This is a genomic window from Nostoc sp. (genome assembly GCF_036916735.1).
Lineage (GTDB): Bacteria > Cyanobacteriota > Cyanobacteriia > Cyanobacteriales > Nostocaceae > Nostoc.
The window spans coordinates 16,730-33,085 of record NZ_JBALFV010000068.1; the positions used below are offsets into that span (position 1 = coordinate 16,730).

The 16,356-nt window shown below is 40.6% G+C and carries 13 protein-coding genes and 1 pseudogene; 7 read left to right on the top strand and 7 right to left on the bottom strand.

Annotated features, from left to right (window positions below; all coding sequences use genetic code 11):
• The first annotated feature begins 106 nt into the window (after positions 1-106).
• Positions 107-319: a hypothetical protein gene (locus tag V7L20_RS15745; protein WP_334744985.1), complete on the top strand. Its 213-nt coding sequence runs from the start codon at positions 107-109 to the stop codon at positions 317-319.
• A 296-nt stretch (positions 320-615) separates the two neighbouring features.
• On the opposite strand, the gene V7L20_RS15750 is transcribed toward V7L20_RS15745, so the two are convergent.
• From V7L20_RS15750 to gyrA, 6 genes and pseudogenes are all read right to left on the bottom strand, one after another.
• Entirely contained in the window at positions 616-1,443 is an 828-nt protein-coding gene (locus V7L20_RS15750) for a glycosyltransferase (protein ID WP_334744986.1), read from the bottom strand.
• A gap of 39 nt (positions 1,444-1,482) precedes the next feature.
• On the bottom strand, positions 1,483-2,787 hold the full coding sequence (locus V7L20_RS15755; protein WP_334744987.1) for an NAD(P)/FAD-dependent oxidoreductase: 1,305 nt from the start codon (positions 2,785-2,787) through the stop codon (positions 1,483-1,485).
• Positions 2,788-2,878: 91 nt separating this feature from the next.
• Positions 2,879-3,235, bottom strand: a complete 357-nt coding sequence (locus tag V7L20_RS15760; protein ID WP_334744988.1) for an EamA family transporter — start codon at positions 3,233-3,235, stop codon at positions 2,879-2,881.
• A 3-nt stretch (positions 3,236-3,238) separates the two neighbouring features.
• Entirely contained in the window at positions 3,239-3,655 is a 417-nt protein-coding gene (locus V7L20_RS15765) for an EamA family transporter (RefSeq protein ID WP_334744989.1), read from the bottom strand.
• Between the two features lie 1,469 nt (positions 3,656-5,124).
• Positions 5,125-5,479 (bottom strand): annotated as a pseudogene (locus V7L20_RS15770) (transposase); the annotation flags it as partial.
• Between the two features lie 662 nt (positions 5,480-6,141).
• The gene (gyrA, locus tag V7L20_RS15775) at positions 6,142-8,655 is read right to left on the bottom strand and encodes a DNA gyrase subunit A (protein ID WP_334744990.1); all 2,514 of its coding nucleotides are present in this window, start codon (positions 8,653-8,655) and stop codon (positions 6,142-6,144) included.
• Between the two features lie 567 nt (positions 8,656-9,222).
• Here gyrA and V7L20_RS15780 point away from each other — a divergent pair.
• Positions 9,223-9,627: a response regulator gene (locus tag V7L20_RS15780; protein WP_334744991.1), complete on the top strand. Its 405-nt coding sequence runs from the start codon at positions 9,223-9,225 to the stop codon at positions 9,625-9,627.
• Positions 9,628-9,982: 355 nt separating this feature from the next.
• On the opposite strand, the gene V7L20_RS15785 is transcribed toward V7L20_RS15780, so the two are convergent.
• On the bottom strand, positions 9,983-10,870 hold the full coding sequence (locus tag V7L20_RS15785; protein ID WP_334744992.1) for a tetratricopeptide repeat protein: 888 nt from the start codon (positions 10,868-10,870) through the stop codon (positions 9,983-9,985).
• A 60-nt stretch (positions 10,871-10,930) separates the two neighbouring features.
• On the opposite strand from V7L20_RS15785, the gene V7L20_RS15790 reads away from it, so the two are divergent.
• The 5 genes from V7L20_RS15790 to V7L20_RS15810 all read left to right on the top strand — a co-directional run bounded on the left by V7L20_RS15790 (position 10,931) and on the right by V7L20_RS15810 (position 16,293).
• Positions 10,931-11,182: a hypothetical protein gene (locus tag V7L20_RS15790; protein WP_334744993.1), complete on the top strand. Its 252-nt coding sequence runs from the start codon at positions 10,931-10,933 to the stop codon at positions 11,180-11,182.
• Positions 11,183-11,483: 301 nt separating this feature from the next.
• The gene (locus V7L20_RS15795; protein ID WP_334744994.1) at positions 11,484-11,972 is read left to right on the top strand and encodes a hypothetical protein; all 489 of its coding nucleotides are present in this window, start codon (positions 11,484-11,486) and stop codon (positions 11,970-11,972) included.
• 97 nt (positions 11,973-12,069) lie between these two features.
• Positions 12,070-13,653, top strand: coding sequence for an efflux RND transporter periplasmic adaptor subunit (locus V7L20_RS15800; RefSeq protein ID WP_334744995.1), 1,584 nt, complete (start codon positions 12,070-12,072; stop codon positions 13,651-13,653).
• Between the two features lie 619 nt (positions 13,654-14,272).
• The gene (locus V7L20_RS15805) at positions 14,273-15,553 is read left to right on the top strand and encodes an ABC transporter permease (RefSeq protein WP_442943558.1); all 1,281 of its coding nucleotides are present in this window, start codon (positions 14,273-14,275) and stop codon (positions 15,551-15,553) included.
• A 68-nt stretch (positions 15,554-15,621) separates the two neighbouring features.
• Positions 15,622-16,293 carry an ABC transporter ATP-binding protein gene (locus V7L20_RS15810; protein ID WP_334744996.1) on the top strand — a complete coding sequence of 224 codons (672 nt, stop codon included), beginning with the start codon at positions 15,622-15,624 and terminating at the stop codon, positions 16,291-16,293.
• The last annotated feature ends 63 nt before the right edge of the window (positions 16,294-16,356 follow it).

Consider the following 16,356-nt stretch of genomic DNA (forward strand, 5'->3'; position numbering starts at 1 on the left):
ATACACCAAATGCAGATAATTCGTGTAAACTTTTGTTTCAATATACTGGCTATGACCCTATCAACGATTGTGTTTGGTCAAAAAGAAGCATGAATCCACTCGCCAGATGCTAAACGATATTCTGCAAGTAAGGCATAGTTTTGCTCATGGCTTTCCCATCCCTGCATGTTCTTGGACACAAACACCAACTGGAAAAGTTCGGCTTACTGCTAAAGCTATTAAGGATGTTGATGCGTTATTACAATATCTTGTCACTGTTACTAACCTTGGCATGAAGCAAAATATTCAAAATATCTATGACATAGTTCCACCCTGGTAATAAGTGAAAAGAATGTTTAGAGAAGCAGTTGCAATACTGGGTGTCATGTTTTATACGCAGAGAATGAGCAAAACAGAAAGTATAAACATTCATACATAAATAATTGGAAGGCAGTATAAGACTGTCTTCCAATTTCTTAAACTATATAAAAAAAGATCCACATATATTGGTAGAAGCAACAATTTTATCAAACTTATTTTTGGTTTCTGCCTTGCTCGTCCTTAGAATGATGCCGTTGATAAATTACTATTTTTCTATCCAGTTAATTCTTAGTGAGAGCTTATTCATTCTCAGGTTTATTTACGATTTGTCATTTTTAATGGAATTCTTACTGTTTCTTGCTGATTAAAAGTCTGATCTAAATTACTAACAGTTGGCGCTGTTGATGTTAAATTTTTAAACAATAGCTTGAGAATTCGAGTAATAGTTTTAATAATTTTCATTTTGCTGGCAGTCGGCTTTTGATCGTATCTCAAAACCATTGGAATTTCTACAATTTTTGGTTTTAGCGGTTTGGCTTTCAGCAGTAAATCTATCATGCAAGCAAATCCACTTTCAGTGAATAAATTCTCGCCATAATACATATTTAGTTTGCTGACGAAAGTACGGTTATACAGTCTGTAACCGCAAGTGTAATCTCTTACACCTGATACACGGGCTGCTATTCTAAAAAGCCAGCTTGCTCCATAACTCATTATCTCTCTAAATATTGATAAGCCTATGACTTTAGAGCCTTTTCGATATCTGGATGCGATCGCAATATCATAGCTACCAGCTATCATCGTCTCATACATCTTGATTAACAGTTCTGGTGGTTGAGTGTTGTCGCAATCCATCGCGGCTAAAAAATCGCCTTCTTTAGAAATTTCTAAGAAAGTCGTGAAACCTGTTTTAATTGCTTGACCTAAACCAGCATTTTTGGCATGTTGGACTAATCTTAGTGATATCCTCTGGGATTGACATTCATCTAAAGCAGTCTGAGCAGTTGTATCCTTGCTACCATCATCGACAAGAATCAACTGGATATCCATATTAGATATTTGCTGCAATATCTGAAACTTTTTGAACAAGGGGCGAATTGATTCTTGCTCATTATATGCGGGTAAAAGAACAAAAAGACTCATAAGTACCTCGTATGATTTTTAAAATATTATTCTCAATTTTCAATAATTCACTAATGTTGATTTCTTGAGAAATTCATCAACCTGTCGAACTACTGCGTTGTTGTTGACGCTATCGTTAACCAACTGTGAGGTATTGACAACGAAAAAATCATTGTTTTCAGTACTCACTTTTGGAACAAGGTTTGAATAATTTAAAACTTGTAGTGGCTGTACTTTAATAGCTCGATTAATATGTGCTGCGACAATATCATCTGCTTTGAGTTCTGGAAACATCAAACGTATACCTTGGAAAAATACTTGGCGCAATTCATCATCTGGCTGTTTTAACAACGGATCAGTGGAAAGGATATATTTTGGTAGGAATGTGATATAGTACCCTGCTGTCTCTTGCAAAGAAACTAAGTTACTCATACCGATGACTCCAGTAAAGGGAACATTTCTATCAGCAATATTTACTACGTAATAAGGAATTAGAGCTTTGCGAGTAATAAGTACCATGCAGATGACACCCAGGTATTCTACTGTTTCACCTGTGTCTGAAACTTTCACCAGTTCTTTAGCAGTAACTTGTTGCAAAATATTCACTGGGCCAGTAAAGATGACTTTATCAAAATGTTCCTTTTTGCCCTGATATTCTACCCACATTCCACCCTCTGGATGAGGTGCAATATATTCCACCGCAACACCTGTGTGGATATCACCCCCGGCCGCGTAAATTAATTTTTCTATATGGTCAAAAACAGTTTTGTAACCGCCTGAAATATAACCAAGTTGTTCTTTATTTAATGAAGAATCCCGCGCTGAAAATAACCGTTTGATATAAGCCCAAATAAAAACTGCTGATATTCGCTTATAGTTATCTCCCAATTTCGATAGAAGCAAGGGTTTCCAGAGTTTCTCGTATGTGTTTTTACCACCAAGTTTCAATAGCCAATCTTTAACTAATATTTTTTCTAAGCGCTGCCAGTTATTAAGGCGTGAACCATACAATAGAGTAAAAGCTAATCTAATTTTACTTATAATTCCAAATAAAGGAAAGCGCAAGAATTCTATAGAGTTGCTGATAGAATAAAATTTTTTATTCTCATAAAAACCTGTTAAACTTCGATGCCAACGCAGCTTATCTCCAAGACCAATATCTCTGAGAAAATTTATTAAATGAGTATCAGAAGGAAGGATAACGTGATAAAACCGATCCCAGGTAAATAACCCATAATCATGATAAGTGGTAAGTCCACCAAGCTGTTTATTACTATCAAATACAGTTACTTTATGTCCTTGGTTTGAAAGACGTTGGGCTAATACTAGCCCAGTTATACCCCCGCCAATGATGCCTATATTCATAAATTTAATTGAAATTTCTGTACAAATACTTTTTAGATTTATCTTTAAAAAATTGTAGTATTAATAGCCTTGCTGTCTACCCCTTTGACTATTAATTTACAACCAGAATTACACCAGTTATAATAATGGAAATTCCTAACCACTGCCTAAATATAACCTGCTCTTTTAGAAGATAGTGAGAAGCAATTGGTACAAATGCATACATTAATCCTAAAACTGGGAATGCTTGACTCAGAGGAATTGTCCGCAATACATAAAGCCATAATATAGTCATAAATGTATAGCAGATAAACCAAATCCAAAAATAACGAGACAATAACAGATTTTGGATAGATGCGCTTGCTCCCTTAGTATGGCTAGAAATGTGAAGTCCATACTTTAGTGATAGGTTCGCTGTTGTTCCGAATAAAACTACAAGCATTAAGACTAGCCAAGTAATGATGTTCATTTGTCAATCTTCTTGATGAGATTTACTATAAATTCCTGATGTAGATTTTTTCAGGGGAATAACCACTAAGAGAACACCCAAAAAAATAGTGATTACTCCTGCTATTCTAGTTAGTGTAATCTCTTCATTAAAAAAATAGTACGAACCGAAAAATATCCCGACATAGTTTAAACTAGTCAGTGGATAAGCAATACTCAATTTTACAGAGCGCAGAGCTAATATCCAATTTAATACTCCTAAGCAATAAACACTAATAGCTAATACTAATTTTTGAATAAATACCCAATTAAATAATCCTTCATCTGCATGACTCATAGTATACTTCATCAGCAATTGACCAGAAATACTAAATAAAATACTGACAAACAATATAATATAAGGAATAATTTTAATGTTTGAAGTTTGCGAGATAGATTTCATAGTATATTTGCCTCAATCTAAATAGTAGCTATGAACCGGACAGTAAACAGGCCAACGTTTTGACCGTTTCAGATTTTGGTCAAGCCTTCTGTACAATTCAATTTCCACTTCAGTAAATAGACAACAAAATTAGGAAGGTTATGTTGAAGGGACTGATATTAAAATGATCATCTAAGCTTATGTCTAAAAGTTAGCAACTAGATACTATGCAGCTTGTCGGACGGTTGCTGTATTATGGCAAGACCCGATATTATCGGAGTAGAGTATGCTAAACTTGCTTGCTCAGAGTTATACTTGGAGACATAACAGTTTCCTTGCTTGACAATTGGGACAATCAATTTAGGCTTTGTCCAATTGTGAATTGCAGATGTATTCTGTATCACCGAGTTATGTTTCCAGACTAGTTTTAGTGCGATCGCAATATCTATGTCATAGTGGATGCATATATAAGAACATTGAGTCCTATGCCACAAATTTGTGGACAAAAAACCATTAACTTGTGCATCAAAATTAAACTGGATTGATAAGTGTTCTTAATTCTATCCAGGAAGTGTTTATTAGTTTTCTGACATACCATAGAATTTATCCAGGCTCACAGACATATCTGCAATTTTGGCTGGAAACTAAGCCGATTTATAAAAATTTGTACTCAAATTGAGTGTATATAAGTACTCTTTTTGGACATTGGAACACAATAGCTAACATAAATCTGCCTGAGAGCGAAAACTATCCATAGATAACTCTACAATGATGTGCTTTACAGGTTTCTGGTGAATTTTCTTGAATGTCAAAACGGAGTTTTTGACAAGACTAAGGGCTAATGTAAACTAGCGTTTGGTGAGCAACTCGCAGCTTACTTATATTTATTTAAGTAGATTTAATGATGTTTTTACATTATCTTAAGACTAGGTTGTTTGATTGTTTTTAACTATATGTAATTTTAACTAGAGTTTCATCTCAAAATTTATTTTTACATATAATTACTTACTAGAATACCATGAGAAAACAATGTTGCAAATTTCTCGCCACACTTCATCAAAAATTCATTTTATGAAAATATACCTAAACATAAACTTTATAAAATATACATTTTCGTTTTGAAGAATCTTTATTTATAAAAATTTGTATATAAATGTACCACTTTCTGGCTAATAAACTTACAGAAGTAACGATTTAGTATCAAACTCTAAAAATGCAAAGCTAAGAGTTTGAGAAAGCATAATTGAAACTTGAGCAATAGTGTAAACAATATTTTTGGTATAAAAATACACGTAGTTTTCAAAATTATAGATGCTAATTAATAGATAAATTGTTTTTTTATTTATCCATGAAAATCTTCAAATTTAAATAATATCTTAGATAAAACTGATTTTAAGGTTAACTTAGACACCAAGTAAGCCGGAAGTCCCTATTTCTGAATTCTTTAAGAGGGTGTTTATAAATAAAAAATTCGGCAGAGCCGCCCAACGCACTGGCTCCCTTTTTTCAGTTGTTCTGACCGATTGACTGTCTGCGGCGATGCCTACGGCGAGCTTTGCTAACGCTGTTGGCTGTGTTGATTTACCTAATTTTGAGCGAACTTGGCCACGTAGTATATGATTTAATTTTTCCCAAACCCCCTTGCGCTGCCATTTGCGGTAGTAGCTATATACCGTTGAAAGGAGTAGAAAGTCTCCCGGAAGCATATTCCATTGGCATCCAGTTTTCAAGTGATAGTAGATTGCATTGCATACTGCTCGCATCTCAGTTGTGCGTTCGCAAAGCGTCTCCCTTTAGGAGAGGATGCCCTCCAGATTTGGTTGGTGGAATCAAGGGAGCCAAGATTTCTCACTCTATATCATTTAAGTCTATCGGGTAAGACTTTCGTGCCATGAGCAACTATGTAAATACACTGTATATGGGGTATCTTATCCTTGCAAAAATTCCTTTCTACTTGCCTTTAGATTTACTTTATAAATAAGCTCTTATGGTAGTGTTTGGATTACTCCTAATTTCATTGACACAGCTAGTTTAATGCGATGGCGTATCCGCTTGCCGTAGGCGATCGCAACAAGATGACTCAGGTTTAGAAAAGCTATTATAAATAGGTACTAACCTTACAGGCAGGTCTTTAGTAAATAATAATTTTGGCACACTCGATTAAGCACGGCAGTTCGTTTATGAACAAGATTTTCGTGTAACAGAACATAGTATGTAGAACCTAATAGACGAGTTAAGCTGCTTAGAAATTTTGGCCACTGATGTAGAGTTGGTAAGGAGAATGCTTGCTACTCAATCTGTCTTCGCAGTTACTCTCGATGCCACCCAAGCTAAAAACTTACCCGACGGCATTTTTTCGCCAAGATATTTTCGAGTTACTTCTGCTAGGTTTGCAGTGTCAAAATCACCTTTGATATCGCTAGCCTCACGCAGGAACTAGAGACGCAGTTGGATCAGCACCTCTAAGTCCTGCAAGTTGGCTTGTCGCAAGTTGAACATCACCCTGATTAAGTTCGTACTTCGACGACGGTGATAATTTTTTCATCACGGTTGAGTTGGAGGATGCTTTCACCTTTGACATCTTTACCCAATATTGGCACTGTGTCTACAGGAATCCGCACTACCCGCTCCTTATTCGTCACAAAAGCTATTTCGCCAGATGCGATCGCAATAACCATACCAGCTAAGTTGTCAGTTTTGCTAGCGAATTTCAGCGCTTGCGTGCCTAAATCGCCGCGATTAGCCGCTCTTAACTGACTTGCAGCCATCCGTTTGGCATATCCTTCTTGAGTAACTAGCAGCAGTTGGTCATCTTTACCAACAGTGACACAGCCAACCATTTCCTGATTTCTCAATAGTCGAAATGCTTGTAAACCCATCGCTGCGCGTCCCATGATTGGTAATTGTTCATCATTGACTGCAAAGCGCAACAGTCGCCCACCTGAACTAGCTAAAATCAGATGATCCCCTGGTTTAGTGAACTGGGTAAATGACAATTCATCATCGTCTTTGAGCTTCAAAATTGTGATTCCACGCCGAGTTAAGTTAGTAAATTCTCCCAGAGACAGCCGCTTAATTCGTCCCTGTTTTGTTAAGAGAATCATCTGCTTAGTTTCAAAATTTTCCGGCAGTAAAAAGCGACTGACTACAGCTTCTTGAGCACCTTGAGCAGTATTACTGAGCATAGTGATCAAAGGTTTGCCCCGTGGAGAACGGCCAGTAGTTGGGGGAATTTCTCCCACCTTCACAGGATAGACTTTGCCGCCACCAGTTAGGATTAGCAAGTCTTTCTCTGTGTCAGTCAACACAGTTTGGATAATGAAGTCATTATCATGCAGACCATTTTCACCTTTTGACTTTTTCCCAGATGGCTGGGTACGGCGCACATAACCTCGTTGGGTAAATTCTAAAACCGCTTCCTCTGCTGGCTGTTCTAATTTTGGATTTTGGATTTTGGATTTTGGATTGTCTTCATCATCTTCTGATCCTCTGTTCTTCTGCTCCTCTGCCCTAGACTTTTGCTCCTCTCCAATTTTTGTCCGCCGGGGATCGCTGTACTTGCGCTTGAGCGATCGTAAATCTTTTTTCAGCGCCTTGAGCAATTCTCGGCGATCGCTCAGTAATAGATCCAACAATCTAATTTGTTCACTTATCTGCTCAAATTCCTGCTGCAAATTTTGCTGTTCTAAACTGGTGAGGCGACGCAACGGCATAGCTAAAATTGCATCTCCTTGTGCCTCACTCAAATCTAGTCGGCTACAAAGGTTTATTTTTGCCGTACTGCCATCGGGAGCTTGCCGCAAAATTTGAATTACCTCATCCAAATTAGATAGTGCTTTGAGTAAACCTTCCACCAAATGCACACGACTTTGGGCCTTCTCTAACTCGTAATTGTAGCGACGGTTCAGCGTCTGTTCTCGGAAACTCAAAAACTCCTGTAACAGTTGACGCAAACTTAACTGCCGGGGTTGTCCATTTACGATTGCTAGGAGAATTGCCCCAAAAGTCACTTGCAAAGCAGTTTGGTGATATAAATGCTGGAGAACTTCTTGGGGATTGCTATCGCGTTTGAGTTCAATTACCACCCGCATCCCTTCGCGATCGCTCTCATCCCGAAGATCAGAAATTCCTTGCAAACGACCTTGATTTACTAAGTCCGCGACCTTCTCAATCCAGGCAGCCTTATTAACTTGATAAGGCAATTCTGTAATAATAATTGCCGTCCGTCGCTTGCTTCCCCTCGCGGCTGGAATTTCCTCCAAAGTCGCAACTCCCCGCAGCAGAATCCCACCTTTACCTGTGGTGTATGCTTCCCGAATTCCCGCCTCACCAATTATTTCCCCACCGGTGGGAAAGTCTGGCCCTGGAATTAACTCAAATAATTTTTCATCTGGCAAATCTGGGTTGTCGATTAAGACAATTAACCCATCGACAACTTCCCCTAAATTGTGCGGTGGAACATTAGTCGCCATTCCCACAGCAATACCAGAACAGCCATTGAGCAACAGAAACGGCAACTGAGCAGGTAACACCGTTGGTTCTTGCTGTGAATTATCGAAGTTCCCGAAAAATTCCACAGTTTCTTCGCCAATTTCTGTCAGCATTCCCTCATGGCTGATGGGTGCGAGGCGCGTTTCGGTGTAGCGCATCGCTGCTGGCGGGTCATTATCGACACTACCAAAGTTACCGTGTCCTGCCAGCAAGGGATAGCGGCTAGAAAAATCCTGTACCAGCCTGACTAAAGCATCGTAAACTGATTGGTCGCCGTGAGGATGGTATTTACCTAACACATCACCCACTACACGGGCACATTTTCGATAAGGTCTATCTGGTACTAAACCGAGTTCGTGCATGGCATATAGAATGCGGCGATGCACAGGTTTTAAGCCATCACGCACGTCTGGTAGCGCTCGCCCGACAATTACGCTCATGGCATATTCTAGATAAGACCGTTGCATCTCGGTATGCAGGGCTGTTGTAATTACCTGTCCCGTTGAGAGAAGGTTTAACTGTTTTGCCATGAGTTTTTTCCCTGAAATTTAACTACACTAAAGCCGTTGGAACTCAATATTGCAGCAACCACAGCATAACGGATGAAATGGGATTCCTAACAAAATATTGATAGTCAAACAATTTTGGATAATGAAATTGCCGATTTTGGATTGACACCGACCACAAGGGTACGAAGCTTGATAGCGCAGCGTAAAGCCTTTGGCATAGCTTCGCTTAGAGCGAGTCGTCGAGAGCGTCGGATTTTGGATTTTGGATTTGTTCAGCTCACCATAAAGGCAAAGCTCAGAGCATCCCTTCGGGCGGGGCATGAACCGAAATAATTTTTAATCTAAAATCTAAAATCTAAAATTGGCATGGTCATAGAAGAAAAAGCAGTAGTATCATCCTTGGTGACAGGATATACATTGACTATTAAAAAGGAAACAGATACGAGACAACTGCTTTAATCAAATGATATGCTGCACACTTAATTTGTATAAACTCCATAGCCAGGATACTTGCCATGACTGCATTTTCTCATTTTAAATTTGGAATTGCCTAATCGCCTTACCTCTACCTGTATAACTAAAAATCTCATGAAAACTGTTTTAATTGTCGAAGACGATCTAATTAATGCTCGGGTTTTTTCCAAAATTTTGTCCAAGCGTGGCGGCTTAGGTGTAAAACACACTGAAAATGTTGAAGAAGTAATAAAAATTGCCCAATCAGGAGAAGCCGACCTAATTTTGATGGATGTTTCTCTGTCTAGAAGCGTTTACCAAGGTAAATCTGTTGATGGAATCAAAATTACACAAATGTTAAAATCCGATCCAAAAACAGCAAACTTACCAGTTATTTTGGTAACTGCACATGCTATGGAAGGCGATCGCGAAAACTTTCTCAAGCAAAGCGGTGCTGATGGCTACATTTCTAAGCCAGTTGTTGACCATCAACAGTTTGTTGACCAAATCATCGCACTTCTACCCACAGCTGATCACTGAGAATTGACGACTAATTTCAGGAATACTCGCTCGCAAAGGTTTTTGGGCGACTAGTTCCTGTATTTAGTCAGTTTAGTATAGATGTACTACGAAAAGGTACTGTTAGGCAAGTGGTGATAAGAGAGTTGGGAGTCATGAGTGAGGAGTGAGGAGTTAAATCAATGAACAGGGAACAGTAAATACCGTTTGACACTTTGGCACAGAGAGCTACGTGACCACCCCCACAGCAACACACCATTTGTTAGTTGTGGGGAACTCTGACCCCCAATGGACAAATTAACTGATAACTGATAACAGTTGAAATATTTAACTTCCAACTCCTAACTCCTAACTTTTAACTCCTAACTCCTAACTTCTATTGAGTAGGCTGTTGTTCAGGGGCTGATAATGAGTTTTCTCGTTGCTGTAGGGCTGCTTGAATACGGGGTAATTCTAGGAATTTTTTCGTATCAGACAGTAGACGATCGCCCCAGAGATTTTCTTTGAGAAAATTCAAACTAGCATAGCGCTGATCGATGCGGAGTGCCGCTTCTCCGTAGCTTAATCCTTGTTGGTGATCGCCTTTAGTATACAGTGCCACTGCTAAGGCCAATAAAGGTTCTGCGGCTTGCTTCTCAAGGGTTATAGCAGATTGCCATCGCTTAATCGCTTCAGAGCTATTGCCCTGTTCGTAGTTGATTAAGCCAATATTGTTGATCGCTGGCCAGAATTTTTTATCGTGGGAGACGGCTTTATCATACTGTGTGATCGCATCTGGCAATTTACCTAGTAGATAGTAAGCATTACCCAAATCAAATAACCCCTCTGGATCGTTGGGTTTTAACTTCAAACCGTCTTGGTAATTGACAACAGCTGCTTGGTAATTTTTCTGCTGAAAATTAGCTGAACCTAAAGCAAACAAAATATCACCATTTTTGGGGTTGATAGATTGCGCTTGTTTCAGGCTAGCGATCGCCCCGTCAAACTCTTTGGTTGCCAGTTGCAATCCACCTAAAAGCAACCAAACTTTATCATTCTTAGGAGCCAGTTGAGTAGCTAACCGCGCTCGTGGCAAAGCTAAATCAACCTGTTGAAACTGAGCCAGTTGAGCCGCCTCTTGTGCCAAGCTCAACCCCTGCCTCTCTAACTTTGTCCCATCTAGTTGCAATGTATGGGGTATTAATGCCTGCGCGTTAGCGGCTTTTGGCATACTCCATAAACTACAGACCATTAGAAAAGAAATCAAACGAACATGTTTAGGCACACTACCGCCTTTAAGCCAGTAATCAAAGAATCTTTCAGCTAGCTTAAACGATCTACGCTGTTGACGGTAGCAAAATTTTACAAACAAAGGCAGGAGGGAGAAATCAATTCAAAATTAAATAACTTCTGCCTCCAGCAAGAACTGCCTCCTCTTTCCCAATGCCCAATACTTCTCTTCTTAGGCTGCGCCAACGGCTTACCTCGGCTACTTCGACTTACCTCGGCTTCTCTACGAGACGCTACGCGAACGCTCGGCACAAGTCGCTCAGTACAAGTCCGCTCGGCACAAGTCGGCACAAGTCGCGGTTCCTGAGCGTAGTCGTAAAGCCTGCGGCATAGCTACGCTTAGGGCGCAGCCTAAGAAGAGAAGGGCAGTACAAGTGCCCAATGCCCATTAAAAAAACTTATGACTTTGGTCATACATCAGTTTGGAATTACTAATGACTTTGGTCATACATCGGTTTGGACGTTTTAAGCAATAATTAATATGTATGAATTTATACGAAGAGGAAAAGATTAAATACCTTCATGCCAAAACAAAAACAACTGTCTAAAGATTGCTAAATTCAAACCTCAGCAAAATTTAACTTTAATACAAATAAGGAGTCAATTCTATGTTGAGAGCAAACCGAATATCGATAGTCTTAGCTGCTGCTGCCCTGATGATTGTTCCCACTCTCTTGACTGCGCCTGCAAGTGCCCAGACGAAAGTCTACGTTGTTGGCGATCGCAATCAAAATTGGGATCGCGACGGCAGGCGTAACTATAGAGAAGACAGAAATGGAGACAGGGGTAATTGGAACCGCGACGGCAGACCCTATCCTGTAGAAGTCAGAAACCATAGAGATCGGGATAATTGGAACCGTGACAACCAATTCAATAACAGAGTAGTCAGACTTGGTAATGGTGATATCAGATATGCCAATGGGGAAATTATTCCTGCTAGATCCATAGTTAGACTGCGTAATCAAGGTTACTTCAGACTTCCCAACGGGGATATTCTTCTTCCTAATCAGGAAATTGTCCCTGCTGGGAGATTAGTTAGAGTGCATGATGATTACTTTAGACTTCCTAGTGGATTAGTACTGCAAATAAACCTTTAAAACACTAAAAACTCAAAATCATTGTTGGTATAGGGCTACCAGGCTATATTAGCCGTGAATAACTAGCTTGGTAGCCGTTCTTTTTAAACGAAGTTATATGAAACTTGATACACCAAATACCGTAGATTCATCAGTTTTGGTTCCAGAGGTAAAGAAAAAAAAGGGGAAACGTAATTGGCTCTCTTGGCTAATTGCTCTTTGCCTTTTGGGTGGAATTGGCTATGCCGTTTATTACCAAGTAACGGTTGCTCCCCGTCAAGAAGCCAGACGCAGAGTGCTGACAAGACCTGTAGAAAGGCAGAGTTTAACAATCACAGTTTCAGCCAATGGAACGGTGAAACCTGAGCGGTCAATCAACCTCAGCCCGAAAAATTCCGGTATCCTGAAAAGCCTGCTAGTCAAGGAAGGGGATATCGTCAAACAAGGACAGATTGTCGCTTACATGGATGATTCCAACCTGCGGGGGCAACTCACCTCTGCTCAAGGACAATTGGCACAAGCCGAAGCGAATCTGCAAAAGGCACAAGCAGGCAATCGTCCTCAAGATATTGCCCAATCACAGGGAGCATTAGACGAAGCCGAGGCGAATCTACAAAAGGTACAAGCAGGTAATCGCTCTCAAGATATTGCCCAAGCACAGGCACAGTTACAAAATACTCAAGCGGCTCTAAGTAAAACACAAGATAATCTTGTCCGCAATCAACAACTTTACAGTGCAGGCGGTATTTCCCTTCAGACTCTCAACCAAAGCCGTGCTGATCGCGATAGCGCCCAAGCTACTGTGAATGCAGCACAACAAGCACTGGCTCTACAAAAAGCTGGGTCACGTCCAGAAGACATTGAGCAAGCCCAAGCTGTGGTGAAGCAGAGACAACAAGCTTTGGCACTTCTAAAAGCCGGAACGCGCCAAGAAGATATTGACGCAGCCCGCGCCCAGGTAACATCTGCTCGCGGTTCGTTGCAAAATATCCAAGCCGAAATTAATGACACAATTATTCGCGCACCCTTTGATGGTGTGGTGACAAAGAAGTATGCTGATCCCGGCGCTTTCGTGACACCTACAACCGCCAGCAGTGAAGTCGCTTCTTCTTCTTCTTCTTCAATCTTGGCTCTCGCTTCAACAAATGAAGTTGTCGCAAATTTAGCGGAAACAAATATTTCTAAAATCAGCCTTGGTCAAAAAGTCTCGATTCAGGCGGATGCCTATCCAGGAAAAACCTTTGAAGGTAAAGTCAGCCAAATTGCTGCTCAAGCAATAGTAGAGCAAAACGTCACCAGTTTTGAAGTGAGAGTATCACTTTCAGACCCTCAAAGGCTATTGCGATCTGGGATGAATGCGGAAGTAGATTTTCAAGTCGGTCAAGTTCAAAATGTTTTAGTAGTGCCAACTGCCTCGGTGGTGCGGCAAGAAAATGCCACAGGTGTGTTTGTGAGAGGAAAGAATAACAGACCTGTGTTTACTCGTATTGAAGCTGGTGTCAGCGCGAATAACTTTACTGAAGTTAAGTCTGGATTGACAGGAGATGAAAGGGTATTGCTGAGTTTCCCACCAGGATCACGTCCGCAATCAACACCAAGAGGAGGAGTTTTCCCTGGTCTAGGTGGTGGTGGAGGTGGAGGAAGAGGAGCCGGTGGCGGCGGAGGTCGTTCAGGCGGTGGTTCTGCTGGTGGTTCCCCTTAAGGGACTTCCAATTAAAAAAATATTCCATCCCTGCGGGACGCTACGCGTAGCTTGCTTCCCCAAAGGGGTACGTTTTGAAGGCAGGGGAGCAGGGAGCAGGGGGTAAGGGGAGAAGAGAGTCGTTTTGATGGGCGTGAAATTGGATAATTTATTTTTTGGAGTTCCTTAAAGTGAGTTTTAAATCAATACGGTTTAGTTAAAAAGAGGCAAGGGAGCAAGGGGATGGAATATAAAGGGGAGTAAAAAGGCTCAACTGCCGAGTAAAAAGGCTCAACTGCCGAGTAAAAAGGCTCAACTGTCGAGTAAAAAGGTTCAACTGTCGAGTAAAAAGGTTCAACTGTCGAGTAAAAAGGCTCAACTGTCGAGTAAAAAGGTTCAACTGTCGAGTAAAAAGGCTCAACTGTCGAGTAAAAAGGCTCAACTGTCGAGTAAAAAGGCTCAACTGTCGAGTAAAAAGGTTCAACTGTCGAGTAAAAAGGTTCAACTGTCGAGTAAAAAGGTTCAACTGTCGAGTAAAAAGGTTCAATTTTTTTAACGAACCGCAAAGGACGCGAAGGACGCAAAGGAAGAGAAGGAAGAAATGCTTAAGTGAATTGTATTGAGTTTTAAATAAAACTTTATGTTTAAGATATTTAAGGGCTTTTACAAAACTAAGAATACTCGCACAGTGCCGTTGCTGGAAATCTTGACAATGGCGGCAGAGACTCTGTGGAGTAACAAATTACGCACAGGTCTAACTATGTTGGGCGTAATTATTGGAATTTCTTCGGTCATTGCCATTACTTCTGTCGGTCAGGGAGTGCAAAAGGGGGTTGAGCAACAGATACAAGCATTGGGTACAGATGTCATCCAAATTTTGGCGGGTGCGGCAAGAAGCGGAAATGTCCGTCAAGGAGTAGGTTCTAGCAGCACCTTAACTTGGGAAGATGCAAAGGCGATCGCTACACAAGCGCCATCAGCACAGATGGTTTCTGCTTATCTTCAACGCAGCGCTCAAGTTGTATATGCAGGACAGAACACCTCAACAACCATTTATGGCACAGATTTGAACTACCCAGAAGTCAGAAATACTCATCCCCAGCAAGGGAGATATTTTACTCAAGAAGAATTAGATACTGCTGCACAGCTTGCTATTCTTGGCCCTACTGTTCAAAAAACACTCTTTGCACAGGGTGTAAATCCGATCGGCGAGAAAATTCGGATTCAAGGAGAGGCTTATGAAGTAATTGGGGTGATGGAACCTAAAGGTTCTCAGGGGCCGATGGATCGAGATGACCAGGTTTTTATTCCTCTTACTACTATGTCCAAGAGACTGGTTGGGAACAATGCCTTGGTAGGCGTTTCTGTAAGTGGAATTTTAGTTAAAGGCGCTAATCAGGAACAGTTAGAAGCTGCTCAGTTTCAAGTCACCAATCTTTTACGGCTGCGTCACAATATTTATCCGCCGCAAGTCGATGATTTTCGGCTGACTAATCAAGCTGATATTGTTAGTACCTTCACTAGTATTGTGGGTTTATTTACAGTAATGGTGGTAGCGATCGCTGGAATCTCATTAGTGGTTGGTGGAATCGGTATTGCCAATATTATGCTGGTTTCTGTGGTTGAGCGGACGCGAGAAATCGGGATTCGCAAAGCCGTAGGAGCTACCAATTCGGCAATCCTTAATCAATTTTTAGCCGAAGCGATCGTGATTTCCATTGTTGGCGGATGTATTGGGATGGTCACTGGTGTTGTATTAGCCTTTGTGGCTGCAAACACTTTCAAATTTCCCTTTGTAATTTCTTTATTGTCAATCATTGCTGGCTTTGGACTCTCATTGAGCGTTGGCTTAGTGGCTGGGGTAATTCCAGCACGAAATGCATCTAAATTAGATCCAATCACTGCTTTACGTAGCGACTAAATAATTCGTAATTCGTAATTTTTAATTCAAAACTTTTGTACAGACGCGATTCGCGTCTCCTAATTCTTATGCCAACAATGATTTGGATGGAATCCATTACTAAAACGTACCACTTGGGAGAAGTTAGTGTTCCAATCCTCAAGGGAATTGAACTCTCTATTCAAGAAGGGGAATACGTCTCGATTATGGGTGCTTCAGGTTCGGGAAAATCGACGCTCATGAATATTTTGGGATGTCTGGATCGTCCCACAACTGGAGACTATATTTTTGAAGGCAGAAACCTGACGACTTTTGATGATGATGAATTAGCCTATATCCGTAACCAAAGGATTGGTTTTGTTTTCCAACAATTTAACCTATTGGCACGGGCAACAGCGCTGGAAAATGTTATGTTACCAATGGTTTACGCTAACTTGCCTAAGCCAAAACGCCGTCAAAGGGCATTAGATGCCTTGGAAAAGGTAGGACTAGGGGGACGCATATCTAACCGTCCAAGTCAACTATCTGGGGGACAACAACAAAGGGTAGCGATCGCTCGTGCTTTAGTCAACCGACCTGCATTAGTTTTAGCAGATGAGCCAACAGGAGCTTTAGATACTGAAACTTCTCATGAGGTGATGAGTTTGCTGACTGAACTTAATGACCAAGGGATCACAATTGTGATTGTCACTCATGAACCAGATATCGCTGCTCAAACCAAAAGGATTATTCGAGTTCAGGATGGCTTGATTGTAGGCTAATTTGTTAATATCAGTTTTTTGAGGGAGAAATTAAAATTACCGTAGATCAATTAAGATGAAAAG

What these genes read in the sequence shown, in the direction of transcription:
- V7L20_RS15745 (WP_334744985.1), top strand. Translation starts at nt 107, where the DNA reads ATGCTAAACGATATTCTGCAAGTAAGGCATAGTTTTGCTCATGGCTTT.
- V7L20_RS15750 (WP_334744986.1), bottom strand. Translation starts at nt 1,443, where the DNA reads ATGAGTCTTTTTGTTCTTTTACCCGCATATAATGAGCAAGAATCAATT.
- V7L20_RS15755 (WP_334744987.1), bottom strand. Translation starts at nt 2,787, where the DNA reads ATGAATATAGGCATCATTGGCGGGGGTATAACTGGGCTAGTATTAGCC.
- V7L20_RS15760 (WP_334744988.1), bottom strand. Translation starts at nt 3,235, where the DNA reads ATGAACATCATTACTTGGCTAGTCTTAATGCTTGTAGTTTTATTCGGA.
- V7L20_RS15765 (WP_334744989.1), bottom strand. Translation starts at nt 3,655, where the DNA reads ATGAAATCTATCTCGCAAACTTCAAACATTAAAATTATTCCTTATATT.
- gyrA (WP_334744990.1), bottom strand. Translation starts at nt 8,655, where the DNA reads ATGGCAAAACAGTTAAACCTTCTCTCAACGGGACAGGTAATTACAACA.
- V7L20_RS15780 (WP_334744991.1), top strand. Translation starts at nt 9,223, where the DNA reads ATGAAAACTGTTTTAATTGTCGAAGACGATCTAATTAATGCTCGGGTT.
- V7L20_RS15795 (WP_334744994.1), top strand. Translation starts at nt 11,484, where the DNA reads ATGTTGAGAGCAAACCGAATATCGATAGTCTTAGCTGCTGCTGCCCTG.
- V7L20_RS15800 (WP_334744995.1), top strand. Translation starts at nt 12,070, where the DNA reads ATGAAACTTGATACACCAAATACCGTAGATTCATCAGTTTTGGTTCCA.
- V7L20_RS15805 (WP_442943558.1), top strand. Translation starts at nt 14,273, where the DNA reads ATGTTTAAGATATTTAAGGGCTTTTACAAAACTAAGAATACTCGCACA.
- V7L20_RS15810 (WP_334744996.1), top strand. Translation starts at nt 15,622, where the DNA reads ATGCCAACAATGATTTGGATGGAATCCATTACTAAAACGTACCACTTG.